Genomic DNA, 26,528 nt, shown 5'->3' with positions numbered 1-26,528 from the left:
TGGGTCGATTGACCCATTGGCCCCAGTAATCCCCTGGGCCCGAGTAGCCCAGAGGCTCGACTGCCGGCGGCGCCAAGCCGCCGGTGGTACAAGATATATTGCTGCGACACTCATGCCAGAACCGCGGCACCGCTTGACGAGCGGCGCCCGGCACCGTTAACACGTGGCGCGCCAAAATCGGCAGCCCTGCCGATCGTTTTTTCAAGAGGGGACACCCGTGACGCGGCAGAACTACTTCTTCACCTCGGAATCCGTGGCCGAGGGTCATCCCGACAAAGTCTGTGACCGCATCTCGGACGAGATCGTCGATCTGGTCTATCGCGAGGCCAAGAAGACCGGCATGGACCCATGGAAAGTCCGGGTCGCCTGCGAGACGCTCGCAACCACCAACCGCGTCGTCATCGCCGGCGAAGTAAGGGTTCCCGATACTCTGCTGAAGCGGGACAAAGCCGGCAACATCCTCAAGGACGCCGCCGGGCATTCGGTCGTCAACCCGGCCAAGTTCAAGTCGGTCGCCCGCAAGGCGATCCGCGAAATCGGCTACGAGCAGGCCGGCTTCCACTGGAAGACGGCAAAGATCGAGGTTCTGCTGCACGGCCAGTCGCCCGACATCGGCCAGGGAGTCGACAACGCCGCCGACCGCCAGGGCGAAGAGGGTGCCGGCGACCAGGGCATCATGTTCGGCTATGCCTGCCGCGAGACCCCGGACCTGATGCCGGCGCCGATCTATTACAGCCACAAGATTCTCGAACTGCTCGCCGCTGCCCGTCACGAAAACAACGGCGAAGCCGGCAAGCTCGGACCCGACGCCAAGAGCCAGGTCACCGTTCGCTATGTCGATGGCAAAGCCGCCGAAGCGACGCAGATCGTGCTGTCGACGCAGCATCTCGACGCGACCTGGGATTCCAAGAAGGTCCGCAAGGTCGTTGAGCCTTACATCCGTGAGGCGCTCGGCGACCTCAAGATCGCCGACGATTGCATGTGGTACATCAACCCGACGGGCAAGTTCGTCATCGGTGGACCGGACGGCGACGCCGGCCTGACCGGCCGCAAGATCATCGTCGACACCTACGGTGGTGCTGCCCCGCACGGCGGCGGCGCCTTCTCCGGCAAGGACACCACCAAGGTCGACCGCTCCGCCGCCTATGCGGCGCGCTATCTCGCCAAAAATGTAGTGGCGGCCAAGCTCGCCGACCGCTGCACCATCCAGCTGTCCTACGCCATCGGCGTTGCCCAGCCGCTGTCGGTCTATGTCGACCTGCACGGCACCGGCAAGGTCGACGAGGCCAAGCTCGAGGAAGCGCTGCGCACGGTGATGGATTTGTCGCCATCCGGCATCCGCAGGCATCTCGACCTCAACAAGCCGATCTACGCAAAGACCTCGTCCTACGGCCATTTCGGCCGCAAGGCCGGCCGAGACGGGTCCTTCTCCTGGGAAAAGACCGATCTGGCCAAGGCGCTCAAGGACGCGATCGCTGCTTAGGCATGATTCCAAAAAGTGGTACCGGTTTTTTGGAAAAGATCATGCTCCAACAAAGGATTAGATTGAGATGAGATTTCAGCCAAATCTCATCTCAATCCCAAATCTCATCTCAATCTAAGCGCGGCGCGCGACCAGGCCATGGATCCACAGGACAGGCGGAGCCGCGCGACCGAAGGGTTCTTCGGCCGCCGGCACGGCAAGACCATTCGCCCGCAGCAGGCCGCGGCGCTGGAAAGCGGTCTTGGAGCGTATGGCCTCGACCTCTCCGTCCAGGCACCGGCAGAATTGCGCGCGCTATTCTCAGCGGATGTTTCAACGGTTCGGCTGGAAATCGGCTTCGGCGGCGGTGAGCATCTGCTGCACCGTGCCACGGAGGCACCGGCGACCGGCTTCATCGGTGTCGAGCCGTTCGTCAACGGCATGGCCAAGTTGATGATGGCGGTACGGGAAAAGCCGCTTGCCAATCTTCGCGTTTATGACGACGACGCCACGCGCCTGCTCGATTGGTTGCCGCAGGCGTCGCTCGACGGCATCGATCTGCTCTACCCCGATCCCTGGCCGAAGAAAAAGCATTGGAAGCGGCGCTTTGTCAGCCCGCTCAACCTCGATCGGTTCGCGCGCGTGCTGAAGCCGGGCGGAAAATTCCGCTTCGCATCCGACATCGACACCTATGTGAACTGGACCTTGTTGCACTGTCGGGCGCATGGCGCGCTCCTCTGGCAGGTGCAAGATGGGGCCGACTGGCATCGGCCCTATGAAGGCTGGCCGGGCACACGCTACGAGGCGAAAGCCATTCGCGAGGGCCGACGGCCGGCCTATCTCACCTTCATCAGAAAATAGTTCGATGCGGGAAAGTGTCCCGCATCGACAGCCGGTCTGGCTTCAGAAACGGCCGATCTTGCCGAAAGCGGTCGGGTCCATGCCGAGCCTGCGCAGATCGTTGGCGCGCGGCTTGCGGCCGGCTTCGACGGCCCGCGAGGCGGCAACGGCGCTGCCGAACAGGGCAAAGGCGTCGCCTATGGCGGAAAACACGGTACGGTTGCTCATTGTCTTGACCTTTCGCGCGCCACCGCGCGCTCATCTTTGATTTGTGCAGTGCAACATAGATAGGGATGTGAAATCCGGGATCACAGGGCCGTTACCGCATAGCCGGCATGCGCCGCGCGCAATCCTGCCAGCCGTCCCCGGCTGCACTCTGCCCGGCCCGTCAACAGACTTGAAACACCGGCCGGGATCGTCTATATCAGCCTCAAATTCTTGGTCGGTATGACGAAGAGTGGGTCCACCCGGTCCCGCTCTTTTTTATTACCTGCCGGTCAGCCATCAGCAAAGAGATGGTTCGGGACGACGATCATCCTGATCCATAGAACGACAGGAAACGCATGACTGCAACGGCAAGCGAAGCCGACGACCGCATCATCCGCGAAAGCGGTATCGATGCGCGCATCGCGCTGATCGTCCAGCCGGTGTTGCGAGGCATTGGCTTCCGCCTCGTGCGGGTGCATCTGTCGGGCCAGAACGGCCTGACGCTGCAGATCATGGCCGAACGCGAGGACGGCACCATGACCGTCGAGGATTGCGAAGAGGTCAGCCGCGCTGTGTCGCCGGCGCTCGACGTCGATGACCCGATCGAGAAGGCCTATCATCTCGAAGTGTCGTCGCCGGGCATCGACCGGCCGCTGGTACGCAAGTCGGATTTCGTCACCTGGACCGGCCATCTGGTGAAGATGGAAACCTCGGTGCCGGTCGCCGACCGCAAGCGCTTCAAGGGCAAGATCGCCGAAGCCGGCGAAGACGACATGCTGCTCGAGCGCGACAAGGCCGCCTACGGCGAAGAGCCGACGGTTCGCATTCCTTATGACGCGATCGCCGATGTGCGGCTGATCCTCACCGACGACCTTATTCGCGATGCCCTTTCGAAGGACAACCGGGAACGCAAGGAAGCCAAGAAACGCCGCGGCGAAGCTGATGATGCACCCGAAGGTGCTGAAGGCGGCGCGGAAGACGAAATCGAACAGGAACTATGATGAGCGGCCGGGCCTAAAAGCTCGGCAACAAGCTCGGGAGAAATAAGATGGTTGTAAGCGCCAACAGACTTGAACTGCTGCAGATCGCCGACGCGGTGGCGCGTGAAAAGTCGATCGACAAGTCGATCGTCATTGCCGCCATGGCTGATGCGATCCAGAAGGCCGCGCGCTCGCGCTACGGCCAGGAAACCAACATCCGCGCCGACATCAACGCCAACACCGGCGAGATGAAGCTGCAACGGCTGATGGAAGTGGTCGAGAAGGTCGACGACTACGCCACCCAGATCGCCATTTCCTCGGCCCGCGAGCGCAATCCGGACGCCCAGCTTGGCGACTTTATCGCCGAACAGCTGCCGCCAATGGATTTCGGCCGCATCGCCGCCCAGTCAGCCAAGCAGGTCATCGTGCAGAAAGTGCGCGAGGCCGAGCGCGACCGCCAGTATGACGAATACAAGGACCGCATCGGCGAGATCGTCAACGGCACCGTCAAGCGCGTCGAATATGGCAACGTCATCGTCGATCTCGGCCGTGGCGAGGCGATTATCCGCCGCGACGAGCTGATCCCGCGTGAAAACTACAAGTACGGCGACCGCGTCCGCGCCTATGTCTACGACGTGCGCCGCGAACAGCGCGGCCCGCAGATATTCCTGTCGCGCACCCATCCGCAGTTCATGGCCAAGCTCTTCACCATGGAAGTGCCGGAAATCTATGACGGCATCATCGAGATCAAGTCGGTCGCCCGCGACCCAGGCTCGCGCGCTAAGATCGCCGTCATTTCGCGTGACTCGTCGATCGATCCGGTCGGCGCCTGCGTCGGTATGCGCGGCAGCCGCGTCCAGGCCGTGGTCGGCGAATTGCAGGGCGAAAAGATCGACATCATTCCGTGGTCGCCTTCGGCCGCCTCCTTCATCGTCAACGCGCTGCAGCCGGCGGAAGTCGCCAAGGTGGTGCTCGACGAGGATGCCGAGCGCATCGAAGTGGTGGTTCCCGACGACCAGCTGTCGCTGGCCATCGGCCGTCGCGGCCAGAACGTGCGTCTTGCCTCGCAGCTCACCGGCTGGGACATCGACATCCTGACCGAGGCCGAGGAGTCTGAGCGCCGCCAGAAGGAATTCGTCGAACGCTCGTCGCTGTTCATGGAAGCCCTTGATGTCGACGAGATGGTCGGCCAGGTGTTGGCCTCCGAAGGCTTCACCAGCGTCGAGGAAGTTGCCTATGTCGATTCGGGCGAGATCGCCTCGATCGACGGTTTCGACGAAGACACCGCTTCGGAGATCCAGACCCGCGCCCGCGAATATCTGGAGAAGATCGAAGCCGAGCATGACGACAAGCGCAAGGCGCTGGGCGTCACCGACGAACTGCGCGAGATCCCTGGCGTCACCACCGCCATGATGGTGACGCTCGGCGAGGATGGCGTGAAGACGATCGAGGATTTCGCCGGCTATGCCGCCGACGACCTGACCGGCTGGAAGGAACGCAAGGACGGCGAGACCAAGGTATTCCCGGGTGTGCTCGCCAATCACGGCGTGTCGCGCGCCGACGCCGAGCAGATGGTTCTGGCAGCCCGCCTCAAGGCCGGCTGGATCACCGAAGACGAGCTTGCAGCCGAACAGGTCCCGGCTGACGAAGCCGTTGGTGCGTGAGGTGAAACCGCATCGCACACAACCCGCCCCAGGACGAGATGAACGATCGCACCTGCATCGTCACGCGCAAGCAAGCCGAGCCGGATGAGCTGATCCGTTTCGTCGTCGGCCCGGATTCGGCCGTCGTTCCTGACCTGAAGAGAAATCTGCCCGGCCGTGGTTGTTGGGTGAGCGCCGACCGCCTACATATCGACAAGGCGGCGGCGAAGAACCTGTTTGCCCGCGCCTTCAAGGCGCAGGTCGTCGTGCCGCCCGATCTCGGCGGCATGGTCGACGGACTGCTTGCACGATCCGCTTTGGGTATGCTTGGCCTTGCCCGCAAGGCTGGCTCGATCGCACTCGGCGCAACCAAGGTCGAGAGCGCGGTGCGCTCGGGGTTGGCGCTTTTCGTGCTCCACGCGACCGAGGCATCCGACGATGGCGTGCGCAAGATCAGTCAGGCGCGGCGGGCAACTGTCCACCTCGGCGGGCCTGCAGTCCTTGCCTACAAACTTTTCTCCGAGGCCGAGTTGAGCTTGGCATTGGGGGGTACAAATGTGATACATGCTGCCGTTCTCGCGGGAGACGCGGGCAAGGCGGTTGAGAGGCGCATGGTTGCGCTCGACCGATATCGGGGCGGAACCCCCGACGATCTGGCAATGCTTGCGGCCGTTGCTGACGAAGATGATGCTGCAGAGGATATGGAATGAGCGATACGAAATCGGGCGACGACAAGACGTTGAGTGTTACACCGAAGAAGACCTTGACGCTGAAGCGCCCCGGTACCGAGCAGAGCGTCGTGCGACAGAATTTCTCGCATGGCCGCACCAAGCAGGTCCAGGTCGAGATCAAGAAGCGCAAATTCTCCATGCCCGGCGACAAGCCGGAGCCGGTGGCTGCACCCGTATTTACGCCCAAGCCCGCGGTAGTGGCAGCCCCCGTCGTGCAGGAAGCGCCCAAGGCGCCGCCTCCGCCGCCCCCGGCCGAACGCGGCGGCATGGTGCTGAACGAACTGTCGCGCAATGAAATGGAAGCGCGCCGCAGGGCGCTCGAAGGCTCCAAGGTTCGCGACGTCGAGGACCGCCAACGCGCCATCGAAGAGGCCAAGCGCCGCAACGAGGATGAGGAACGCCGCAAGCGCGAGCGCGAGGAATCCGCGCGCCGTCAGGCCGAGGAAGAAGCCCGCCTGCAGACCGAGGCCGAGTCCCGCCGCCGCGCCGAGGAAGAAGCGCGCCGCCGCGCGCCGCAGGCTGCCGAGCTTGTGGCGTCGGACGACGAGGAAGAGGTCAAGCCGAAGCGCACCGCCGCCGGTGCCCCGGTACGCCGTCCGGTTACGCCCGAAGTGGCGCGCCCGGCCAAGCCGACCAAGGCCGAGGAAGACCGTCGTCGCGGCAAGCTGACCCTCAACACGGCTCTTTCCGACGAGGACGCGCGCGCCCGCTCGCTGTCGTCGATGCGTCGCCGCCAGGAAAAATTCAAGCGCGCGATGCACAATGAGCCGCGCGAGAAGGTTATGCGCGAAGTGATCCTGCCTGAAACCATCACCATCCAGGAACTGGCGCAGCGCATGTCCGAGCGCGCTGTCGATGTGGTCAAGTACTTCATGAAGCAGGGCCAGATCCTGAAGCCGGGCGACATCATCGACGCCGACACGGCCGAGCTGGTCGCCACCGAATTCGGCCACACGGTCCGCCGCGTCGCCGAGTCCGACATCGAGGAAGGCCTGTTCAACATTGCCGACAATGCCGAGGACCTGGTGTCGCGGCCGCCTGTCGTGACCATCATGGGCCATGTCGACCACGGCAAGACCTCGCTGCTCGACGCCATCCGCAATGCCAATGTCGTCTCCGGCGAAGCCGGCGGCATCACCCAGCATATCGGCGCCTACCAGGTCGAGAAGAACGGTCAGAAGATCACCTTCATCGACACGCCCGGTCACGCCGCCTTCACGGCGATGCGCGCGCGCGGCGCTCAGGCGACCGACATCGCCATCCTGGTGGTGGCGGCCGACGACAGCGTCATGCCGCAGACCATCGAATCGATCAGCCATGCCAAGGCGGCCGGCGTTCCGATCATCGTGGCGATCAACAAGATCGACAAGCATGATGCCGATCCGCAGAAGGTGCGGTCGGAACTGCTGCGCCATGAGGTGTTCGTCGAATCGATGGGCGGTGAAGTGCTGGACGTCGAAGTGTCGGCGACCAAGGGCACCAACCTCGACAAGCTGTTGGAAGCGATCCTGCTGCAGGCCGAAATCCTCGACCTCAAGGCCAATCCGGACCGTACCGCCGAGGGCGTGGTCATCGAAGCCCAGCTCGACAAGGGCCGTGGCCCCGTCGCCACTGTACTGGTGCAGACCGGCACTTTGATGCCGGGCGACATCCTCGTCGCCGGCAATGAGTGGGGCCGGGTGCGCGCGCTGGTCAATGACCGTGGCGAGCAGATCAAAGAGGCGCCGCCGGCAATGCCGGTCGAGGTGCTCGGCCTGCAAGGCACGCCGCAAGCCGGCGACCGCTTCGCTGTCGTCAACAACGAGGCCCGCGCCCGCGAGATCACCGAATATCGCCAGCGTCTGGCGCGCGAGAAGGCAGTGGCTCGCCATGCTGGCCAGCGCGGCTCGCTCGAACAGATGATGTCGCAGTTGCAGACGAGCGGGTTGAAGGAATTCCCGCTGGTCATCAAGGGCGACGTGCAGGGTTCGATCGAGGCGATCAACGCCGCTCTCGACAAGCTTGGCACCGACGAGGTGCGTGCGCGCATCGTTCATGCCGGCGCCGGCGCCATCACCGAAAGCGACGTGTCGCTGGCGGAGACCTCGGGGGCCGCGATCATCGGCTTCAACGTCCGTGCCAACGTGCAGGCACGTGCGGCCGCGGCGGCCGCGGGCATCGAAATCCGCTACTACTCGATCATCTACAACCTCGTCGACGATGTGAAGGCAGCACTTTCCGGCCTGCTGTCGCCGGAACGCCGCGAGACCTTCATCGGTAATGCCGAGATCCTCGAGATCTTTGACATCACCAAGGTCGGCAAGATCGCCGGCTGCCGTGTCACCGAAGGCAAGGTCGAACGTGGAGCGGGCGTGCGCCTGATCCGCGACAACGTCGTCATCCACGAAGGTACGCTGAAGACCCTCAAGCGCTTCAAGGATGAAGTCGCGGAAGTTCCGGGCGGCCAGGAGTGCGGCATGGCTTTCCAGAACTACGAGGACATGCGCGTCGGCGACATCATCGAGTGCTTCCGCGTCGAGATGGTGACCCGGACGCTCTGAGTTCGTATACTGTCGATACGACCGGGCGGTGGTCGAAAGACCGCCGCCCTAACTTTAATGCCTGTCGCCCAAAAGTGCGGGATAAACGACATGCATAGAACAAATATGAGACATGGCGGCACGGTCCCATCCCGCGCCTCACGCTTTCCGGATTGAGAAAAATGCCCCGTCCAACCGCCTCCAGCCCATCCCAGCGCATGCTTCGCGTCGCCGAACAGGTGCGCCATGCGCTGTCGGAAACCTTGCAGCGCGGCGAGATTATCGACCCGCTGATCGAGAACACCGTGGTTTCGGTCTCGGAAGTGCGCATGTCCACTGATCTGAGGGTCGCAACGGCCTTCGTTTCGCCGCTTGGCGCCAAGGACACGGGTGCGGTCATCGACGCGCTCAACAAGCATGCGAAGTTCGTCCGTGGCCGCGTCTCCGGCGCGCTCCGCCAGATGAAGTTCATGCCGGAGTTCCGCTTCAAGCTCGATACGTCCTTCGACAATTTCGCCAGGATCAACGATTTGCTGAAATCGCCCGAAGTCGCGCGAGACTTGGGTGCCGATGGCGAAGACAACGACAAGGACGAGAAATAGTGGGGCGCCGCGGCAAGAAGAAGGGCCGGCCGATCTCCGGCTGGGTGGTGCTGGATAAGCCGGTTGGCATGGGTTCGACCGAAGCCGTCTCCAAGATCAAATGGCTTTTCCAGGCCGAAAAGGCCGGCCATGCCGGCACACTCGACCCGCTGGCCTCTGGCATGCTGCCGATCGCGCTGGGCGAGGCAACCAAGACCGTGCCTTATGTGCAGGACGGCGCCAAAATCTACCGGTTCACCGTCGCTTGGGGCGAGGAGCGTTCGACCGACGATCTCGAAGGCCCGGTGACGCAAAGTTCCGACCGCCGTCCGGCGGAAGAAGATGTCAGGGCGCTGCTGCCGAACTACACCGGCGTCATCATGCAGACACCGCCGCAATTCTCGGCCATCAAGATATCAGGCGAACGCGCCTACGATCTCGCCCGTGGGGGCGAGACAGTCGACATCCCCGCGCGCGAGATCGAGATCGGCCGTCTGGACATCGTCGAGCACGCTGCCGACCACACTTTGTTCGAGGTCGAATGCGGCAAAGGCACCTATGTGCGCTCGCTGGCCCGCGACATGGGCCGCGACCTCGGCTGCTTCGGCCACATCGCCGAATTGCGCAGGGTCGAGGTCGAGCCGTTCACCCAGGAGGATTTCGTCACCGTCGCCGAACTGGAAGCCGCCCGTTTCGGCGAACAGCGCGAAGCTGACAAAGAGGGCGACGCCGATGTTGCCGACGCGCCGATCGACTTTGGCGCAATCGATGCGCTGCTCGTCGACACGGCCGCCGCGCTCGACTGCCTGCCGCAGATTGCCATCAGCGACGAAGCGGCGACGAAAATCCGCCTTGGCAATCCCGTCATCATCCGCGGCCGCGACGCGCCCGTGGAAGCCGAGGAAGCCTGCGCCACCGCGCGCGGCAAGCTTGTCGCCATCGGCGCCATCGAGCAAGGCATGTTCAAGCCGAAGCGGGTCTTTGCCGGCTGACCACTCTCGTCTAGTTTTACGTCGACGTCACATCCGAGGGGCACATGGCAAAGGCTGAGGCGGTGAAGAAGCGGGCGCCGGTGACAACGCGGCGGCCGCCGGTTGGCGCCTCGCCTGGCACGCTGATCGCCGATCCGGCGGCGCGACGGTCCGAGCTGCGGCTGACGCTGATTTCGCCTGAAAAATTCAAGACCATCAACGATGCCAGCATCGACGATCTCAACACCCATTGCGACAACTGGCCGGTCGTCTGGCTGGACTGCACCGGTCTCGCCAACATCCAGCTGATCGAGGAGATCGGCCGGATATTCAACCTGCATCCGCTGGCTCTGGAGGATGTCGTCAACACCGGCCAGCGGCCGAAGGTCGACTTCTTCGAGGACCACGCCTTCGTCGTCATGCGCATGATCGACGACGTCAAGGTGCATCGCTATGAGCAGATCGCGGTGTTCTTCGGCAAGAAATTCGTCGTCACCTTCCAGGAGCGCGAAGGCGATCCGTTCGACCCCGTACGCAAGCGCATCGCGGCAGCGTTGCCCAACCGCTTGCGGATGCGCGGCGCCGACTATCTGGCCTATGCGCTCATCGACTCCATCGTCGACAGCTATTTCCCGCCGATTGAGGCCGCGAGCGAGGAGGTCGATGGCATCGAGGACGAGATGCTCAACACGCCTCACAAGCATCAGATGCGCCAGCTGCACGAATTGCGGCGCGACGCCAATGTGCTCAAGGGCGTGCTGTGGCCGATGCGCGACGCGCTGGCGACGCTGATCCGCAACGACGTGCCCTATGTCAAGCCGGAGACGAAAATCTTCTTCAACGACACGCTCGACCATGCATTGCGGCTGATCGAGCTGGTCGAGAACCAGCGCGACATGCTGACCGGCTTGATCGAAATGCATTTGTCGCTGAGCCAGGCGCGCACCAACGACGTCATCTCTTATCTCACCATCGTCTCGGTGATCTTCATGCCGCTAACCTTCCTGGTCGGTATCTGGGGGATGAATTTCGATCCCGAGATCTCGCCGTGGAACATGCCGGAACTGAAAGCCTACTATGGCTACCCGGCTTCGCTGCTGTTCATGCTGGCCGTTGCTGTCGGGCTGATCGTCTTCTTCAAAAGCAAGAAGTGGCTGTAAGGTTTCGGTGTCAGGGGAATCCTGGATTCCCGAGCAAAGGGCTGCGACAAGCCGGCTTTATGAATGGGCTGGTGTTTTCCGGGGAATTGCCCTATATGCGCCGCAGCATCGCGCCATGTCGCTTTGCTTGCACCGGCCCCTGCTGGACGACATCCCGGCTGAGGGCGACCCGTTTCCTCAAACAGATAAGGAAAAACACGATGTCGATTACTGCCGAGCGCAAACAGGAATTGATGGGTGAATTCGCAACCGCCAAGGGCGATACCGGGTCTCCGGAAGTCCAGGTGGCCATCCTTTCCGAGCGCATCAAGAACCTGACCGACCACTTCAAGGACCACAAGAAGGATAACCATTCCCGCCGTGGTCTGCTCGCTCTCGTCTCCCAGCGCCGCAGCCTGCTTGATTATCTCAAGCGCAAGGATGACGCGCGCTATCAGACGTTGATCGAGAAGCTCGGTCTGCGCCGTTGACGAATTGACCGGCGGGCTTTCGAAGGAGAGCCCGCCGGTCGCGCATTCTGCCAGTCGCATCGATTGGCCAGACCCGGTTTCGAGCGCGCAGAGGCCACTCGAAACCGCCCATGGACGGTCATGGGGCAGGATTGCAGGACGCTCGTGCGCTAACCAGCGCCGAAATCTACCCGAGCTTCCCGTTGTCTTGCCCGTGGCTGCCCGAGAAAGGAAGCCAGGGAAAGGGCATCCGCGCACCGTGAAACGGCGCGGCCCTTTCCGCTTATTAAGGACAAGATATGTTCAACTACCACAAAGTGGAAATCGAATGGGGCGGCCGTCCGCTCATCCTGGAAACCGGCAAGATCGCACGTCAGGCTGACGGCGCGGTGCTTGCGACCTATGGCGAAACCAAGGTTCTCGCCACCGTCGTTTCGATGAAGGAGCCGAAGCCAGGCCTCGATTTCTTCCCGCTGACCGTCAACTACCAGGAAAAGACCTACGCCGCCGGCAAGATCCCGGGCGGCTACTTCAAGCGCGAGGGACGTCCGAGCGAAAAGGAAACGCTGGTTTCCCGCCTGATCGACCGCCCGATCCGCCCGCTCTTCGCCGACGGCTACAAGAACGACACCCAGATCGTCGTCACCGTCGTCCAGCATGACCTCGAGAACGATCCCGATATCCTGTCGATCGTCGCCACCTCGGCCGCTTTGACGCTGTCGGGCGTTCCCTTCATGGGCCCGATCGGCGGCGCTCGCGTCGGCTACATCAACGGCGAATACGTGCTCAACCCGCATGTCGACGAGATGCAGGAATCCAGGCTCGACCTCATTGTCGCCGGCACCGCCGACGCCGTGCTGATGGTCGAGTCCGAAGCCAAGGAACTCGGCGAAGAGCTGATGCTCGGCGCCGTCATGTTCGGCCACAGGGGCTTCCAGCCGGTGATCGACGCCATCATCAAGCTGGCCGAAGTTGCCGCCAAGGAGCCGCGCGATTTCACAGCGCCGGACTACTCCGCGCTTGAAGCCGAAATGCTGAAGATCGTCGGCGACGAGCTCAGCAATGCCTACAAGAACGTCGATAAGCAGAAGCGTTACGCCGCCGTCGACGCAGTCAAGGCGAAGGTCAAGGCAGCGTTCGCTCCGGCCGAAGGCGAAGACGCCAAGTACACCTCCGAGCAGATCGGTTCGGTGTTCAAGGAACTCCAGGCCAAGGTCGTGCGCTGGAACATTCTCGACACCGGTTCGCGCATCGATGGCCGTGACCTCAAGACTGTCCGCAAGATCGTCTCGGAAGTCGGCGTCCTGCCGCGCACGCACGGTTCGGCGCTGTTCACCCGCGGCGAGACCCAGGCGCTGGTCGTTGCCACGCTGGGCACCGGCGAGGACGAGCAGTATGTCGATTCGCTGACCGGCATGTACAAGGAGAAGTTCCTCCTTCACTACAACTTCCCTCCCTACTCCGTCGGCGAGACCGGCCGCATGGGTTCGCCGGGCCGCCGCGAAATCGGCCACGGCAAGCTCGCCTGGCGCGCCATCCGTCCGATGCTGCCGAGCGCGGACCAGTTCCCCTACACGCTGCGCGTCGTCTCGGAGATCACCGAGTCCAACGGTTCGTCGTCGATGGCCACCGTCTGCGGCACATCGCTGGCGCTGATGGATGCCGGCGTTCCGCTGGCCAAGCCGGTTGCTGGTATCGCGATGGGCCTGATCAAGGAAGGCGAGCGCTTCGCGGTTCTGTCCGACATCCTGGGTGACGAAGATCACCTCGGCGACATGGACTTCAAGGTCGCCGGTACCGAAGGCGGCATCACCTCGCTGCAGATGGACATCAAGATCGAGGGCATCACCGAGGAGATCATGAAGATCGCGCTGGACCAGGCCAAGGATGGCCGCCAGCATATCCTCAGCGAGATGGCGCATGCTCTGACCGGCGCCCGCCCCGAACTCGGTGAGTTCGCACCGCGCATCGAGGTCATGCACATCCCGACCGACAAGATCCGCGACGTGATCGGCTCCGGCGGCAAGGTTATCCGCGAGATCGTCGAGAAGACCGGCGCCAAGATCAACATCGAGGACGACGGCACGGTCAAGATCGCTTCGTCGAACGCCAAGGAGATCGAGGCGGCCAAGAAGTGGATCCATACCATCGTCGCCGAGCCGGAAGTCGGCGAAATCTACGAAGGCACGGTCGTCAAGACCGCCGACTTCGGCGCTTTCGTCAACTTCTTCGGTCCGCGTGACGGCCTCGTCCACATCTCGCAGCTTGCCAACGACCGGGTCGCCAAGACCTCGGACGTCGTCAAGGAAGGCGACAAGGTCTGGGTCAAGCTGATGGGCTTCGACGAGCGCGGCAAGGTCCGCCTGTCGATGAAGGTCGTCGACCAGGCCACCGGCAAGGAAATCGCCCGCGACAAGAAGACCGAAGGCGAAGAAAACGCCGCCTGAGTGGTCTGACAATAGAGTTGAACGGGCGCGGCTTATGTCGCGCCCGTTTTCGTTTAAGACCCGTCTACGACATGAGAATCGAAGAATGGCCGCTGAGCCGCTGAAGACACTGTTCCATCCCTTCGAGGCCGAGGGGCTCCCTCTGCCGCAAAAGGGCGAGCGTGTGCTGTTCCTGGGCGCCGAGCCTGGGTTTCGCCTGCCGGAAGGCTTCGAGGCAGAGCTCCATCTTGCACAGGGTTTCCGGCCGTATCTCCGAGCGCTGGAGCGTGCCGGCCACAAGGTAACGCCGCGCGCGGAAGGCGATGCATTCGATGCAGCGCTCGTGCTTGCCGGCCGCCATCGTGGGCTAAACGAGATGCGTATTGCCGAGGCGATCGAACGCGTCACGCCGGGCGGTCTGATCATTGTCGCCGGCGGCAAGGACGAAGGCATCGCCAGCCTGCGCAAGCGCATCGACGAGCTTGTTCCGATCGAAGGGCATCTGCCGAAATATCACGGCATCGCCTTCTGGCTTCGCCGTCCGGTCGATCTGGCGCCTGCGGAAAAACTGCGCGTCGCCAATCCCGCCTTGGTCGTAGAGGACCGCTTCCGCACCGCGCCCGGCATGTTCTCCTTCGACCGGATCGACGCCGGCTCGAAACTTCTGGTCGACAACCTGCCCAAAGACCTGCGCGGCAACATTGCGGATTTCTGCGCCGGCTGGGGTTATGTCACCGCCGAGGTCGCGGCACGTTCACCCGGCATAACAGGGCTCGACCTTTACGAAGCGGATTTCGAAGCGCTTGAGGCGGCCAAGGGCAATATCGGCCAGACAGGCTTCGAGCCCGGCTTCTTCTGGACCGATCTGCTGAGCGAGCCGGTCGAGCGGCGCTATGATGCCATCGTCATGAACCCGCCCTTCCATCGCAGCCGGGCGGCCGAGCCGGAAATCGGCGCCGGCATGATCCAGGCGGCGGGCAAGGCGCTGAAGCCGGGCGGGCGGCTGTTCATGGTGGCGAACCGCCAGCTGCCCTATGAGCCGGTTCTGAAGGCCGTCTTCTCCAGCCATGCCGAGCTCGCCCGCGACGGCATGTTCAAGGTTTTCTCCGCGCGCCGATAGGACGGTGCCGGTCGCCTCAATGCATGCTGACGATGCGCGCCGGCTCGTGGACGGGAATGGTCGGTCTGATATCGCCAGGCTTGATCTTGAGCGGCGCCGGCCTGCCGAACAGATAGCCCTGCACCATCTCGCAACCAGCTGCTCGCAAAAGCGTCGCCTGGTTCTCGGTCTCGACGCCTTCGGCGATGATGCCGACGCCGAGCGCCCGCGACAGGCCGACGATGGTAGAGACGACGGCGCCCGAATTCGAATCGGTGTCGATGCGGCTGACGAAGGAGCGGTCGATCTTCAGCTTGCCGAAGGCGAAGTCGATCAGGTAGCTGAGATTGGAATAGCCGGTGCCGAAATCGTCGACGGCCACCGAAATGCCCATGTCGGCAAGCTGCTGCAGGATGATGGCGGCGCGGTCGCGGTCCTGCATCATCGCCGTCTCGGTCACTTCGAGCTCCAGCCGTGACGGCTTGATGCCGGTGCTGGCCATCGTATCGCGCACGATACCGACGAAATCCTTGGTCATGAACTGGACCGGCGAGATGTTGACGGCAACGAAGCAGTCCTCGGGCAAATGACGGGCATCGCTGCAGGCCTTGTTCAGCACCCAATTGCCGATCGGGTGGATCATGCCGGTCTCTTCGGCGATCGGAATGAATTCCATCGGCGGGATCATGCCGCGTTCCGGGTGCTTCCAGCGGATCAGCGCCTCGTAGCCGACGATACCGCCGGTCGGCAGGTCGAGCTGCGGCTGGTAGTGAAGGTCGAAATCGCCACGGACGAAGGCGATATGCAGTTCGGATTCGATCCAGTGGCGGTAGTCGGCGACCTGGCCCATGTCGGAATGGAAGACCGACCAGTTGCCCACGCCGCCGGCGCGGGCATTCTGCAGCGCCAGGTTGGAGCGGCGCAGGATGAGGACCGGATCGACGCCATCCTTTGGCATCGCCACGATGCCGACCGACAGGCCGACCGACTGCAGGTGAGAATCGAGCTGGTACGGCTTCAGCATCTCCTCGATCATGGTTTCGACGGTGCTTTCCATGGACCTTTGGAGTTGGTGTTCCCAGACAAGGATAGCGAACTCGCCGGCGCCGATGCGCCCCATCACCGCGCCTTCGGGCATGCAGGCCTTCAACCGCTTGGTGAAGCCGCGGATCAGTTCGTCGCCATGGCTGTAGCCGATGGCGTCGTTGATCTGCTTGAAGCGGTCGATGTCGATGTCGATGAGGAACACCGGCTCACCGGTCCTGATCGTCGCGGACGCCGCGTCGGCAATCCTGCCGACCATCGCCGGCCGCGCAAAAAGCCCGGTCAGCTTGTCAAAATGGGTTTCGTTGAAAACGTAGTCCACCGATTCATCGACGCCGGCGAAGAAGGACAAGGCAGCACCGGCGGCGGCCAGCGCGCATAGCGCCGACGCGATGCCGATCATGGTTTCCGCCTGCATGCCGGCAAAGCCGTCCCCGAAACCATGCCGGAGGCCCCAAAGCCCAAGGATGAAACTGCCAAGGCCCGAACTGGCGACGGTGAGCAGCCGGAACACAGGCGTTCGCTTGGGGTTGCTGACAGCAGGCATTGCTCAGTCCCTGTCGCATGATCCCGAAATCAACTCGACTTTCGGGAAATATCAAGCGCAAATTCATAAAGGCTAAAGCATCCTTTGCGCCCAGCAAGAACGCGCAGAGCCCAAGCCCATAGGACTTCTAGCGGATATCTCCTTAAAATGAGTTTCCGCCCATGCATCTAATTTTACTGGTGAATTAATCGCGTACGCTGTCGGTCTGCTTCAACTCGTCCAGGGTTGGCATCGACACGATGTGATAGCCGGAATCCACATAATGGATTTCGCCGGTGACGCCTGACGAGAGGTCGGACAAAAGATAGAGCGCCGAGCCGCCGACCTCGTCGATGGTCACCGTGCGGCGCAGCGGCGAGTTGCGCTGCTGGTAGGAGTACATGTGGCGGGCGTCCGAGATTCCGGCGCCGGCCAAAGTACGCACCGGTCCCGCCGATATGCCGTTCACCCGGATGCCGCGCGGGCCATAATCGTTGGCGAGATAGCGCACGCTGGCTTCCAGCCCGGCCTTGGCGACGCCCATGACGTTGTAGTTCGGCATGACGCGGACAGAGCCGGCATAGGTCAGCGTGATCATCGCGCCGCCTTCGCTCATCAGCGGGGCGGCATGGCGGGCGACCTCGGTGAAGGAGTAGCAGGAGATGACCATGGTGCGGACGAAATTATCGCGGCTGGTGTCGGCGTAGAGCCCCTTGAGCTCGTTTTTGTCGGAAAAGCCGATGGCGTGGACGACGAAGTCGAGCCCGCCCCATTCCTTGCCGAGCGTCTCGAAGGTGGCGGCGACCGATGCGCTGTCCTCGACGTCGCACGGCACCACCAGAGACGCCCCAAGCTTCTCGGCAAGCGGCTTGACGCGGCGCCCGAATGCGTCGCCCTGATAGGTGAAGGCAAGCTCCGCTCCGTGTTCGGACAATTTCCTGGCGATGCCCCAGGCGATCGAATGATCGTTGGCGACGCCCATGACAAGCCCGCGCTTGCCCTTCATCAGTCCGTCCATGGCCGGCAATCCCCCTACAAAAAAACGCTGGCCTTATGCGGAATAGCGCTGGAAAATCAGCGTTGCGTTGGTGCCACCGAAGCCGAACGAGTTGGACAAAACCGTGTCGATCCTGGCGTCGTCGATGCGCTTGCGCACGATCGGCATGCCCTCGAATTCGGGATCGAGGTTTTCGATATGGGCGCTCTCGCCGATGAAGCCGCCTTGCATCATCAGGATCGAGTAGATCGATTCCTGGACGCCGGCGGCACCCAGCGAATGGCCGGTCAGCGACTTGGTCGAGGTGATGAACGGCATCTTGTCGCCGAACACCTCTCGGATGGCGCCCATTTCCCGGGAATCGCCGACCGGCGTCGAGGTGCCGTGGGTGTTGATGTAGTCGACGGGCGTGGACACCGTCGCCAGAGCCTGGCGCATGCAGCGCACCGCGCCTTCGCCCGACGGCGCCACCATGTCGTAACCGTCCGACGTCGCGCCATAGCCGACGATCTCAGCGTAGATCTTGGCCCCGCGCGCCTTGGCGTGTTCGAGCTCCTCCAGGATGAGGACGCCCGCGCCACCCGCGATGACGAAGCCATCGCGATTGGCGTCATACGCGCGTGACGCTGTTGACGCCTTGTCGTTATACTTCGACGACATCGCCCCCATGGCATCGAACAGGTCCGACATCGTCCAGTCGAGGTCCTCATGGCCGCCGGCAAACATCACATCCTGCTTGCCCCACTGGATCAGTTCGTAGGCGTTGCCGATGCAATGCGCCGAGGTCGAGCAGGCCGACGAGATCGAATAGTTGACGCCGTGGATCTTGAACCAGGTGGCGAGCGTCGCCGACGCGGTCGACGACATCGCCTTCGGCACCGCGAACGGACCGATGCGCTTGGGGCTGTTGTTCTTGAGCGTGGTCTCGGCCGCCTCGACGATGGTGCGGGTCGAGGGGCCGCCCGAGCCCATGACGATGCCGGTGCGCTCATTGGTGATGTCGCTTTCGCCAAGCCCGGCGTCGGCGATCGCCTGGTCCATCGCGACATGGTTCCAGGCCGCGCCCTGGCTCAGGAAGCGCATGGCACGCCGGTCGATCATAGGGGTGGGGTCGAGCGTCGGCGCGCCCCAGACCTGGCAGCGGAAGCCGTGTTCGGCGAAGGAATCGGAGAAGCTGATGCCTGATTTGGCATCGTGGAGCGAGGATTGCACCTCGTTGGCGTTGTTGCCGATCGACGATACGATGCCGAGGCCTGTGACGACGACCCTTCTCATTCGCAACTCCTTCCAGCGGATGATCCCGAAACCCTAGTCGGTTTTCGCCGGCGATCATACGCAAAATCAAAATGCCGCAGCGTCGTTGCGCGTCCGGGAACGCCCTGCTGCAGTGGCGCCGGTCAGGCGGCCGATTGCTTGGACAGCCCCACCTTGAGGTCCGTCGCAGCGTATATGGGTTCGCCGTCGGCCTTAAGCCAGCCATCGGCGATACCGAGCACCAGGCGTCCACGCATGACGCGCTTGAAATCGATGCCGTATTCCACCTTCTTGACCGAAGGCGTCACCATGCCCTTGAACTTGACCTCGCCGGTCGACAGCGCCATGCCCTTGCCCGGCTCGCCGAGCCAGCCGAGGTAAAAACCCGTCAATTGCCACATGGCGTCAAGGCCCAGGCACCCCGGCATGATCGGATTGCCGATGAAATGGCAGGCGAAGAACCACAGGTCCGGTTTGATGTCGAATTCGGCACGGATGAAGCCCTTGTCGTGGGCGCCGCCGGTCTCGCTGATCTCGGTGATGCGGTCGAACATCAGCATGGGCGGGTAGGGCAACTGGGCGTTGCCGGGCCCGAACAGCTCGCCGCGGGCGCAGGCGAGCAATTCCTCATAACCGTAGCTGGATTTCGAACCCGCCATATGTCTCGTCCCCATAATGTCCTGGGCGGTGGGGCGCCCTTGTCGTTGGTTTCCTAACACAATCCCTTTCGGGCCGGAAACCGGCGTTTGCGCTTAACCCGCCCGTCTGCCCGGGTCAATGCGCGCTCTCGCATCGGCCGAAATCGATTTCGATTTCCGGAAAGCACCATGCGATGCCAAAACAGCGATAGAGCGCACTTAGTGCGTCCAACTGGACGCACGTCGCTCTATTGATCGTATTCGGCCAACAGAATATATGTCTGGAGGTATCCAGTTTCGGCGAATGACGTCTTTTCGCCACTCTGGGCGTGTCTTGAGGCAGAACTATGGGCTTGGACGGATAGATGGATCTGGGCTGCCGGAAGGAAAATGTCGCTGTGGACAAGCGGGTTCGCGAAGCCGGCCTCAGGCCGACACGCCAACGCATTGCGCTGGCCGATCTGCTGTTTGCCAAGGGCGACCGCCACCTTTCGGCCGAGGAACTGCATGAAGAGGCGGTCGCCGCCGGCGTGCCGGTCTCGCTCGCCACCGTCTACAACGCGCTTCACCAGTTCACCCAGGCCGGGCTGCTGCGCATCCTGGCGGTCGAGGGGTCCAAGACCTATTTCGACACCAACACCTCCGATCACCATCATTTTTACATCGAAGGCGAAAACAGGATCTTCGATATAGAAAGCGGTCCGGTGACCGTCTCCAACCTGCCGGAGCCACCCGCAGGCATGGAGATCGCCAATGTCGACATCGTGGTGAGGCTGCGCCCGAAGCGCAGCGTTTAAGCCCCAACCCGTGAAACCTGTCGATTTTGCAATCCGGCTCGAATGGGTTGCGGTCGCGGTCGTGGCTATAGTCGCCTATGCCGCGTCAGGCGTTTCCTGGTGGCTGTTCGCCCTGCTTATTCTGGCGCCCGACCTGTCGATGCTGGGCTATCTCGCCGGGGCACGGATCGGCGCTGTCGCTTACAACGCGTTGCACATCCTGATCGTCCCGCTGTTGCTGGCCCTCGCCGGATATATTCTGGCCAATTCGACGGCGACCGCGATTGGTCTGATCTGGATCATCCACATCGCCGTCGACCGCGCGCTCGGCTACGGTCTCAAACTGTCGACCGGTTTTCAGGACACCCATCTCGGCCGTATCGGCCGTTAGGCCTCCAGCAATTTCAATTCTTGACGTGCTCGCCGGGATAGGCGCCCCACACCTGCGACTGGGCGATCCAGCCGGTGTGGCCGTCGAAGGTCATTTCGCACCACTGGCCATCGCAGGTTTTGATCGTGCCCGTAACGCCCGGCTCGACGATGGCGATGACGCTGGCGTCCTTATCGGCATCGTCGAGCAGATTGATTCGGCCACCTTTGGTGCGTTGCCAAGGGGCGACGATCGCGGTCCGGCGGCCCGACAGCAGCGACTGGTTGATCCAACCCTCCGAGCCATCGGCATCGCGCACCCGCCGCCAGGTATCGAATTCCTGGATGATTTCCATCGGCAAGCCGGCCTTTGTGTACATCCAGTCGACGGAATAGTTGGCGCCGGGGCCAACGCGCGAGTTGACGCGAGCCGATTTCAGGCTGACGAAACGCGGCAGCGGCAGGCCGCTTGGCCCGAGCGTGACCGTCTGCACAGGTGCGGCGGCACCTTGCGCCGCGGCTTGCGGGGAATGCAGGAGAGCGCCGAGAAGCGCTGCGCTGAGGATCAGGCGAAGCGACGCGAAACCAGACACTTTCATTCCTTTCGGTGCGTGCCCTTTGGCCCGGGCGCCCCTTTTTCTTTGTCTTCGGCGGCACCGCTTGTTACAGGAGTGGCAGGCACCGCGACCGGTATTCAGTTTCGCCTGTCTTGGTTAAAGAGGTCTCAACGAGATCGGGTTCGAGGAAACAATGGCAGGCAAAAAACGGCCTCTCGTCGTCATCACGCGCAAGCTGCCCGATCCGGTCGAGACCCGCATGCGCGAACTCTTCGACGCCAGGCTGAATGTCGAGGACAGGCCGATGACGCAGCCGGAGCTGGTCGCGGCGATCAAGGAAGCCGATGTGCTGGTGCCGACCATCACCGACCAGATCGATGCGGCGCTGATTGCCCAGGCCGGCGACAATCTCAAGCTGATCGCCAATTTCGGCAATGGCGTCGACAAGATCGATGTGGCGGCGGCGGCCAAGAAAGGCATTACCGTCACCAACACGCCGAACGTGCTGACCGAAGATACGGCCGACATGACCATGGCGCTGATGCTGGCCGGGCCGCGGCGGCTGGCCGAAGGCGCCAATGTGCTCACCAGCGACAAGAAATGGGCCGGTTGGTCGCCGACCTGGATGCTCGGCCGGCGCATCTGGGGCAAGCGCCTCGGTATCGTCGGCATGGGCCGCATCGGCACTGCGGTTGCGAGGCGCGCCAAGGCTTTCGGCCTGTCGATCCACTACCATAACCGCCATCGCGTGCTGCCGGCGGTCGAGGAAGGGCTGGAGGCGACCTATTGGGAAAGCCTCGACCAGATGCTTGCCCGCATGGACATCATCTCGATCAACTGCCCGTCGACGCCGGCGACCTTTCATCTGCTTTCGGCGCGGCGCCTAGCTCTGCTTCAGCCCACCGCCTATGTGGTCAACACCGCGCGCGGCGACATCATCGACGAGGAAGCGCTGGTCAAGCTGATCCAGGACGGCAAGATCGCCGGCGCCGGCCTCGACGTCTACGAGCACGAACCGGCGCTGAACTCGAAACTGCTGAAGCTTGCCGCCAAGAACAAAGTCGTGCTTTTGCCGCATATGGGTTCTGCGACGATCGAGGGCCGCATCGACATGGGCGAGAAGGTGATCATCAACATCCGCGCCTTCTTCGACGGCCACCGGCCGCCGGACCGCGTGCTGCCGCTACGGACTTGAAGCGGGCCGCGTTCAGGATGCGGTTGTGAGGGCGCCATCCGCCGCGACACTCACACGCTTGCCGCGATAGGCCTCAAAAGCGTCGCGCCTGAGCCTGAGCGCTACCGGCGTCGGCCAGCCCATTTCCCTGGCCACAATCAAGCCAAGCAGCAGGATCGCGTCCGGCTCGTGCAGCACGAGTGCCGTCGGCGCATGGCCATTGTGGACGAGTTCCATCAGCACGGCTGACGCTGAGGACGAGCCGATCGTGCCGGGCAGGAACAGCACACGCCCGGAAATGGTCTCGCCATGCTGCGGGTGACGGACATCGGCGATGCGGCCGCTCTTCGGATCGACGCCGCCCCAGAAGCTGATCGGCGCCGTCAGCACCAAGGCCAGCCCTTCGCCTCCGCTGCCCGGCACCAGGATTTCAGCGACGGCGCTCATGCGGCGATATCCGTAAACCTGGGCTTACCGGCAACCGCGCTTTCCACGCAGTCGGCCAGCGAGCCGTAAAGCACGGCGTAACCGGTATTGCCCGGCGCGTAGTGCGCGAATTTTCCCGAATTGGTCATCAGCACGCCGCCGGCCAGATCCGGCAGGATCGGCGTCACCACCACGCAGGTGTCGGCGACGATGATGACGCCGCTGGCTTCGAGCATCTTGCGCTTGCCGTTCTGCTCCAGCCTGGTGAGCACGTGGCGGCCGGTGCAGGCGTAAATCGGCACGCTGAGCCGCCGCCCGCCAATCAGCCGCTCAAGTGCATCGAATTCGGCCAAAGACAGATGCGGACTGCCGATCGCCACGGCATCGATGGCGGTCTGCGTGGCTGCGGTGGACAGGCCGGCGCGGGCCTTCATGGCCATCTCCGGCGTTACGCGGATCATCGTTTCCGGCCTGCCGCCCACCAGGATGGTCTCGGCGTCGGGCGCCTCGGGCGTCACGCCGGCAATGTGGAACAGGCCGACGGCGCCCGACGATGCCGCCGCCGCGCCGAAGGCCTTCAGCGCATCCTCGCCGGGATGGCTGAATATGCCGGTGACGACGCCGATCGCATTGCCGACCTCACGGCCGTAGAGGTTGCCCAGCACCGGCCAGGCGATCTCGGAGCCAAGGAACGAGGCGGATAGGCCGGACACATCGAACAACAGCCGTGCCTGCCGGTTCTCGGGGCGATGCAGGCCGTAATCCGGCGCGCGGCCCGATATGGCGCAGGCGATGTCGAGGAAGTCGCCATAGCGGTTGGTGCGTGCCCCCAGAACCGAATTGCAGAACACCACCGCGTTGGATTCACCCCAGGCGACATCGCTGCCAAGCGCCGGCCTGTGGCCGGCCTGATAGGGCGCGCAGGTCCAGCTCTGCTCGCAGCCCAGTTTGCGGTAGGCCTCCATCATTCGTCGCGCCATGCCGCGCGCCGGCTCTTCGAGGCGCACGCGCGAGCAGCCCATCAGGTCGAGCGCGCCGACATTGAGCGTCGAGCGCACCGCGACCCTGGCGCCGCTATCGACCAGCCTTTCGGCAAACAGCGTGCCGGAATCGCCGTGATAGAGCGCGCCGTCTATATGCGTCGAGGCGATCGGGATAAGTCGCGGCGCGCCGAGCAGCGCAGCGCTTTCGGCAACGATGCGCATCGCCATCGCCGCCCCGTCATGGCCGGAGGCGACTGTCTGCTCCTGTGAGCTGAGTGCAAGGCTCACGCCAACTCCTTGCGCAAGGTGATCGAGGTCGGCCGGTCATAGCCGTCATGCGCGGTGCGTTCAGTCTCGCGGAAGCCGAGACCGGCAAAGGTTGCATGATTTACGGTCAGTTCGATTCGCGTCTGCAGTTCGATGGCCGGTTTGTTCCGGCTGCGGGCGAGAAATTCGACAGCCTGCATCAGCCGCCTGCCGATGCCTTGCCCTTGAAGCTCAGGTTCGACGGCGAGCTTGCCGATGTAGAAATCATCGGCTCTCTCCAGCGCGAAAACGCAGCCGGCGATCCTGTCATCCTGCAGGGCCAGCAACACGGTCTCTCGGCCAGCCTTGTCCCTGAGGTTTCCGGCGTTCAGCAGATGTGCCGAGGAGGGCGGGTCGATGACGCCGTCCATCGGTGCAAAGGCGCGCATGATCAGGCTGAGCAGTTCGTCCCAGCGGTCGAAGCCGGGGGCGAGCTGCGTGACCAAAACACTGGCAGGCTGATCCATGCGGTCAGCTTCTCTTGTAGCGGATCGTGTCGAAGCGCGCCGACAGCGCATCGTAGAGCAGCAGCCGGCCGACCAGTGGTTCGCCGATGCCGGTGATCAGCTTGATGGCTTCCATCGCCTGCAGCGTGCCGACGACGCCGGTCAGCGCACCGACGACGCCGGCCACGGCGCAGGACGGCACCAGCCCCTCTGGCGGCGCTTCGGGAAAGAGGTCGCGATATCCAGGGTTCGGCTTGCCGTCGGCGCCGGTGCCGAACGGCATCAACACCGTCACCGAGCCGTCGAAGCGGCCGACGGCGGCATGCACGAGCGGCCGCTTTTCCGCCGCGCAGGCATCAGCCACCACATAGCGCGTCTCGAAATTGTCGGAGCCGTCGATGACCACGTCGTAGCGCGTGACGAGGACGGCAGCATTGTCGGCCGTCAGCCTGAAATCGTGCAATTCCACCGCGACATGGGGATTGATCCGGGCGATCGCTGCTTTGGCGCTCTCGGTCTTCGCCGTGCCGACCGTATCGGTGGCGTGGATCACTTGCCGCTGCAGATTGGACAGCGAGACAATGTCGTCATCAACGATGCCAAGCGTGCCGACGCCCGCGGCAGCGAGATATTCCAGCACCGGCGCGCCGAGCCCGCCGGCGCCGATGACCAGTACCCGGGCCCGCTTCAGCCTCTGCTGGCCGGCGCCGCCGATCTCGGGCAGCACGATGTGGCGGGCATAGCGTTCGAGTTCTTCGTCGGTGAGGGCGGCAGGGGTCATTGCCCGACCATATAGCGGAGCAAAAACCTTGTCAGGTCTCTTCGGTTGGCCCAACCGTGCCGTGGTCGACGGTGAGGAACTGCGCGCGTCCCCTCAGGCTGGAAAACAGCGCGGCGTCGGTTCCGGTCATGAAGGCCTGGCAGTTCAGCTCCTCCAGGATCGAGAACAGCGCGGCGCGCCGGCCGGCATCGAGATGCGCGGCAATCTCGTCGAGCAACAGGATCGGCGTCATCGCCGACATCTCGCCGGTCAGCCTTGCGTGCGACAACACGATGCCGACCAGCAGCGCCTTCTGCTCTCCAGTCGAGCAGAGTTCGGCCGGCATCGCCTTGGGGCGGTGGCGCACCAGTAGATCCGAACGGTGCGGGCCGTCGAGCGTGCGTCCGGCGGCGCGGTCGCGCTCGCGGCCGTCGGCAAGGGCGTCGCGATAGCGTTGCTCGACATCCACAGCGGGTGCTGAGGCGACATCGCTTTCAAGGTCGCCGAAGAGACTTATGTCGGCTTGCGGAAACGGCCCGCTGGACGGCAACCTGTCGATCATGGCGGTAAGCAGGCGCACCAGCTCGGCGCGCGCCGCGGCAATCGCCACGCCGGTTTCGGCCATTTGCATCTCAATGGCGTCGAACCATGCGCCGTCTCGCGAACCTTCCGTAAGCAATCGGTTACGTCCGCGCATCGCCTTCTCATAGTCGAGCGCGCGCTGGCCGTGGCTGGGATCGATCGCAAGCACCAGCCTGTCGAGAAAGCGCCGCCGGTCCGCGGCAGGTCCCGGGAAGAGGCCGTCCATGGCCGGCGTCAGCCAGACCACGCGCAGCCATTCCAGCATGGCGTCGGCCGACCGTGCCGGCGCGCCATTGATGCGCACCTTGCGACCGCCCTCGCCGGCCGCTTCACCCCCGGTGATGCCGGTGCCGATCTCGACCTGTCCCTCCGGCCCGTCGAGCCTTGCGTGGAGCGCAAAGCCGCCATCGCCGCCTTCGCGGGCCACGTCGACATAGGGCGCACGGCGCAGGCCGCGGCCAGGCGTCAGCAGCGAGATGGCTTCCAGGAGATTGGTCTTGCCGGCGCCATTGTCGCCGGAAAACACCACGGCGCCGGGGGAAAAGCCGATCGACAGCGCCGCATAATTGCGGAAATTCGTAAGTGTGAGCTTACTTATGTGACTTTGTTCCGGCAACCGCTA

The 26,528-nt window shown here is 63.3% G+C and carries 26 protein-coding genes; 15 read left to right on the top strand and 11 right to left on the bottom strand.

Annotation, left to right across the window (positions count from 1 at the left end):
• The first annotated feature begins 217 nt into the window (after positions 1 to 217).
• Together metK and trmB are read left to right on the top strand one after the other, a co-directional pair.
• The gene (gene metK, locus NKJ57_RS12615) at positions 218 to 1,483 is read left to right on the top strand and encodes a methionine adenosyltransferase (protein ID WP_023669551.1); all 1,266 of its coding nucleotides are present in this window, start codon (positions 218 to 220) and stop codon (positions 1,481 to 1,483) included.
• Positions 1,484 to 1,621: 138 nt separating this feature from the next.
• Complete coding sequence (gene trmB, locus NKJ57_RS12610) at positions 1,622 to 2,323, top strand: tRNA (guanine(46)-N(7))-methyltransferase TrmB (RefSeq protein ID WP_023669552.1); 702 nt, start codon at positions 1,622 to 1,624, stop codon at positions 2,321 to 2,323.
• 42 nt (positions 2,324 to 2,365) lie between these two features.
• Here the strand turns inward: trmB and NKJ57_RS12605 are convergent, their stop codons facing one another.
• Entirely contained in the window at positions 2,366 to 2,530 is a 165-nt protein-coding gene (locus NKJ57_RS12605; RefSeq protein WP_023669553.1) for a hypothetical protein, read from the bottom strand.
• Positions 2,531 to 2,865: 335 nt separating this feature from the next.
• Here NKJ57_RS12605 and rimP point away from each other — a divergent pair, with 335 nt between their 5' ends.
• The 10 genes from rimP (at position 2,866) to NKJ57_RS12555 (ending at position 15,089) form a co-directional block, all read left to right on the top strand.
• Complete coding sequence (rimP, locus tag NKJ57_RS12600; RefSeq protein ID WP_023669554.1) at positions 2,866 to 3,510, top strand: ribosome maturation factor RimP; 645 nt, start codon at positions 2,866 to 2,868, stop codon at positions 3,508 to 3,510.
• A 47-nt stretch (positions 3,511 to 3,557) separates the two neighbouring features.
• On the top strand, positions 3,558 to 5,153 hold the full coding sequence (gene nusA, locus NKJ57_RS12595; protein WP_023669555.1) for a transcription termination factor NusA: 1,596 nt from the start codon (positions 3,558 to 3,560) through the stop codon (positions 5,151 to 5,153).
• Positions 5,154 to 5,191: 38 nt separating this feature from the next.
• Positions 5,192 to 5,842 carry an RNA-binding protein gene (locus NKJ57_RS12590; RefSeq protein ID WP_023669556.1) on the top strand — a complete coding sequence of 217 codons (651 nt, stop codon included), beginning with the start codon at positions 5,192 to 5,194 and terminating at the stop codon, positions 5,840 to 5,842.
• The gene (gene infB, locus NKJ57_RS12585; protein WP_023669557.1) at positions 5,839 to 8,403 is read left to right on the top strand and encodes a translation initiation factor IF-2; all 2,565 of its coding nucleotides are present in this window, start codon (positions 5,839 to 5,841) and stop codon (positions 8,401 to 8,403) included. Before NKJ57_RS12590 ends, infB begins: the two co-directional genes overlap by 4 nt.
• A 161-nt stretch (positions 8,404 to 8,564) precedes the next feature.
• Positions 8,565 to 8,984: a 30S ribosome-binding factor RbfA gene (gene rbfA, locus NKJ57_RS12580; protein WP_023669558.1), complete on the top strand. Its 420-nt coding sequence runs from the start codon at positions 8,565 to 8,567 to the stop codon at positions 8,982 to 8,984.
• Positions 8,984 to 9,955: a tRNA pseudouridine(55) synthase TruB gene (gene truB / locus NKJ57_RS12575; RefSeq protein WP_023692584.1), complete on the top strand. Its 972-nt coding sequence runs from the start codon at positions 8,984 to 8,986 to the stop codon at positions 9,953 to 9,955. Before rbfA ends, truB begins: the two co-directional genes overlap by 1 nt.
• Positions 9,956 to 9,999: 44 nt before the next feature.
• The gene (gene corA, locus NKJ57_RS12570; RefSeq protein ID WP_023738181.1) at positions 10,000 to 11,094 is read left to right on the top strand and encodes a magnesium/cobalt transporter CorA; all 1,095 of its coding nucleotides are present in this window, start codon (positions 10,000 to 10,002) and stop codon (positions 11,092 to 11,094) included.
• 95 nt (positions 11,095 to 11,189) lie between these two features.
• The gene (gene rpsO, locus NKJ57_RS12565; protein ID WP_280790898.1) at positions 11,190 to 11,564 is read left to right on the top strand and encodes a 30S ribosomal protein S15; all 375 of its coding nucleotides are present in this window, start codon (positions 11,190 to 11,192) and stop codon (positions 11,562 to 11,564) included.
• 278 nt (positions 11,565 to 11,842) lie between these two features.
• Entirely contained in the window at positions 11,843 to 13,990 is a 2,148-nt protein-coding gene (gene pnp / locus NKJ57_RS12560; protein ID WP_352510973.1) for a polyribonucleotide nucleotidyltransferase, read from the top strand.
• Between the two features lie 85 nt (positions 13,991 to 14,075).
• Positions 14,076 to 15,089, top strand: a complete 1,014-nt coding sequence (locus NKJ57_RS12555; protein WP_352510972.1) for a class I SAM-dependent methyltransferase — start codon at positions 14,076 to 14,078, stop codon at positions 15,087 to 15,089.
• Positions 15,090 to 15,105: 16 nt separating this feature from the next.
• Here the strand turns inward: NKJ57_RS12555 and NKJ57_RS12550 are convergent, their stop codons facing one another.
• The 4 genes from NKJ57_RS12550 to fabA all read right to left on the bottom strand — a co-directional run bounded on the left by NKJ57_RS12550 (position 15,106) and on the right by fabA (position 19,548).
• Entirely contained in the window at positions 15,106 to 16,659 is a 1,554-nt protein-coding gene (locus NKJ57_RS12550; protein WP_352510971.1) for a putative bifunctional diguanylate cyclase/phosphodiesterase, read from the bottom strand.
• Positions 16,660 to 16,843: 184 nt separating this feature from the next.
• The gene (fabI, locus tag NKJ57_RS12545) at positions 16,844 to 17,656 is read right to left on the bottom strand and encodes an enoyl-ACP reductase FabI (RefSeq protein ID WP_023669564.1); all 813 of its coding nucleotides are present in this window, start codon (positions 17,654 to 17,656) and stop codon (positions 16,844 to 16,846) included.
• Positions 17,657 to 17,689: 33 nt separating this feature from the next.
• A complete protein-coding gene (gene fabB, locus NKJ57_RS12540; protein ID WP_023823753.1) occupies positions 17,690 to 18,910 on the bottom strand; it encodes a beta-ketoacyl-ACP synthase I in 1,221 nt (406 codons plus the stop codon).
• 122 nt (positions 18,911 to 19,032) lie between these two features.
• Positions 19,033 to 19,548 (bottom strand): 3-hydroxyacyl-[acyl-carrier-protein] dehydratase FabA, encoded by a 516-nt coding sequence (gene fabA / locus NKJ57_RS12535; RefSeq protein WP_023669566.1) that lies wholly within the window; start codon positions 19,546 to 19,548, stop codon positions 19,033 to 19,035.
• A gap of 344 nt (positions 19,549 to 19,892) precedes the next feature.
• Between fabA and irrA the strand changes: the two genes are divergently transcribed.
• A complete protein-coding gene (irrA, locus tag NKJ57_RS12530; RefSeq protein ID WP_023688734.1) occupies positions 19,893 to 20,324 on the top strand; it encodes an iron response transcriptional regulator IrrA in 432 nt (143 codons plus the stop codon).
• A 10-nt stretch (positions 20,325 to 20,334) separates the two neighbouring features.
• On the top strand, positions 20,335 to 20,694 hold the full coding sequence (locus NKJ57_RS12525; protein WP_352510970.1) for a DUF4260 domain-containing protein: 360 nt from the start codon (positions 20,335 to 20,337) through the stop codon (positions 20,692 to 20,694).
• Positions 20,695 to 20,707: 13 nt separating this feature from the next.
• Here NKJ57_RS12525 and NKJ57_RS12520 read toward each other — a convergent pair whose 3' ends face one another.
• A complete protein-coding gene (locus NKJ57_RS12520) occupies positions 20,708 to 21,265 on the bottom strand; it encodes an SH3 domain-containing protein (protein ID WP_352510969.1) in 558 nt (185 codons plus the stop codon).
• Between the two features lie 157 nt (positions 21,266 to 21,422).
• On the opposite strand from NKJ57_RS12520, the gene NKJ57_RS12515 reads away from it, so the two are divergent.
• A complete protein-coding gene (locus NKJ57_RS12515; RefSeq protein ID WP_023703476.1) occupies positions 21,423 to 22,424 on the top strand; it encodes a 2-hydroxyacid dehydrogenase in 1,002 nt (333 codons plus the stop codon).
• Positions 22,425 to 22,436: 12 nt separating this feature from the next.
• Here NKJ57_RS12515 and NKJ57_RS12510 read toward each other — a convergent pair whose 3' ends face one another.
• From NKJ57_RS12510 to recF, 5 genes are read right to left on the bottom strand one after another with little or no spacing between them, the layout of a single operon-like run.
• Positions 22,437 to 22,850 carry an aconitase X swivel domain-containing protein gene (locus tag NKJ57_RS12510; RefSeq protein ID WP_023834323.1) on the bottom strand — a complete coding sequence of 138 codons (414 nt, stop codon included), beginning with the start codon at positions 22,848 to 22,850 and terminating at the stop codon, positions 22,437 to 22,439.
• Positions 22,847 to 24,100 (bottom strand): aconitase X, encoded by a 1,254-nt coding sequence (locus NKJ57_RS12505; protein ID WP_023669572.1) that lies wholly within the window; start codon positions 24,098 to 24,100, stop codon positions 22,847 to 22,849. The genes NKJ57_RS12510 and NKJ57_RS12505 overlap by 4 nt, the downstream gene beginning before the upstream one ends.
• On the bottom strand, positions 24,097 to 24,585 hold the full coding sequence (locus tag NKJ57_RS12500) for a GNAT family N-acetyltransferase (protein ID WP_023703474.1): 489 nt from the start codon (positions 24,583 to 24,585) through the stop codon (positions 24,097 to 24,099). Before NKJ57_RS12500 ends, NKJ57_RS12505 begins: the two co-directional genes overlap by 4 nt.
• A gap of 4 nt (positions 24,586 to 24,589) precedes the next feature.
• On the bottom strand, positions 24,590 to 25,345 hold the full coding sequence (locus NKJ57_RS12495; RefSeq protein ID WP_352510968.1) for a molybdopterin-synthase adenylyltransferase MoeB: 756 nt from the start codon (positions 25,343 to 25,345) through the stop codon (positions 24,590 to 24,592).
• A gap of 31 nt (positions 25,346 to 25,376) precedes the next feature.
• Complete coding sequence (gene recF / locus NKJ57_RS12490; protein ID WP_352510967.1) at positions 25,377 to 26,522, bottom strand: DNA replication/repair protein RecF; 1,146 nt, start codon at positions 26,520 to 26,522, stop codon at positions 25,377 to 25,379.
• Between the last annotated feature and the right edge of the window lie 6 nt (positions 26,523 to 26,528).

Origin of the sequence: Mesorhizobium sp. M0077 (genome assembly GCF_040322955.1) — a bacterium.
In the GTDB taxonomy this organism is placed as follows: domain Bacteria; phylum Pseudomonadota; class Alphaproteobacteria; order Rhizobiales; family Rhizobiaceae; genus Mesorhizobium.
Note: the sequence above shows the minus strand (reverse complement) of the source record. Positions and strands in the feature narration are given on the sequence as shown.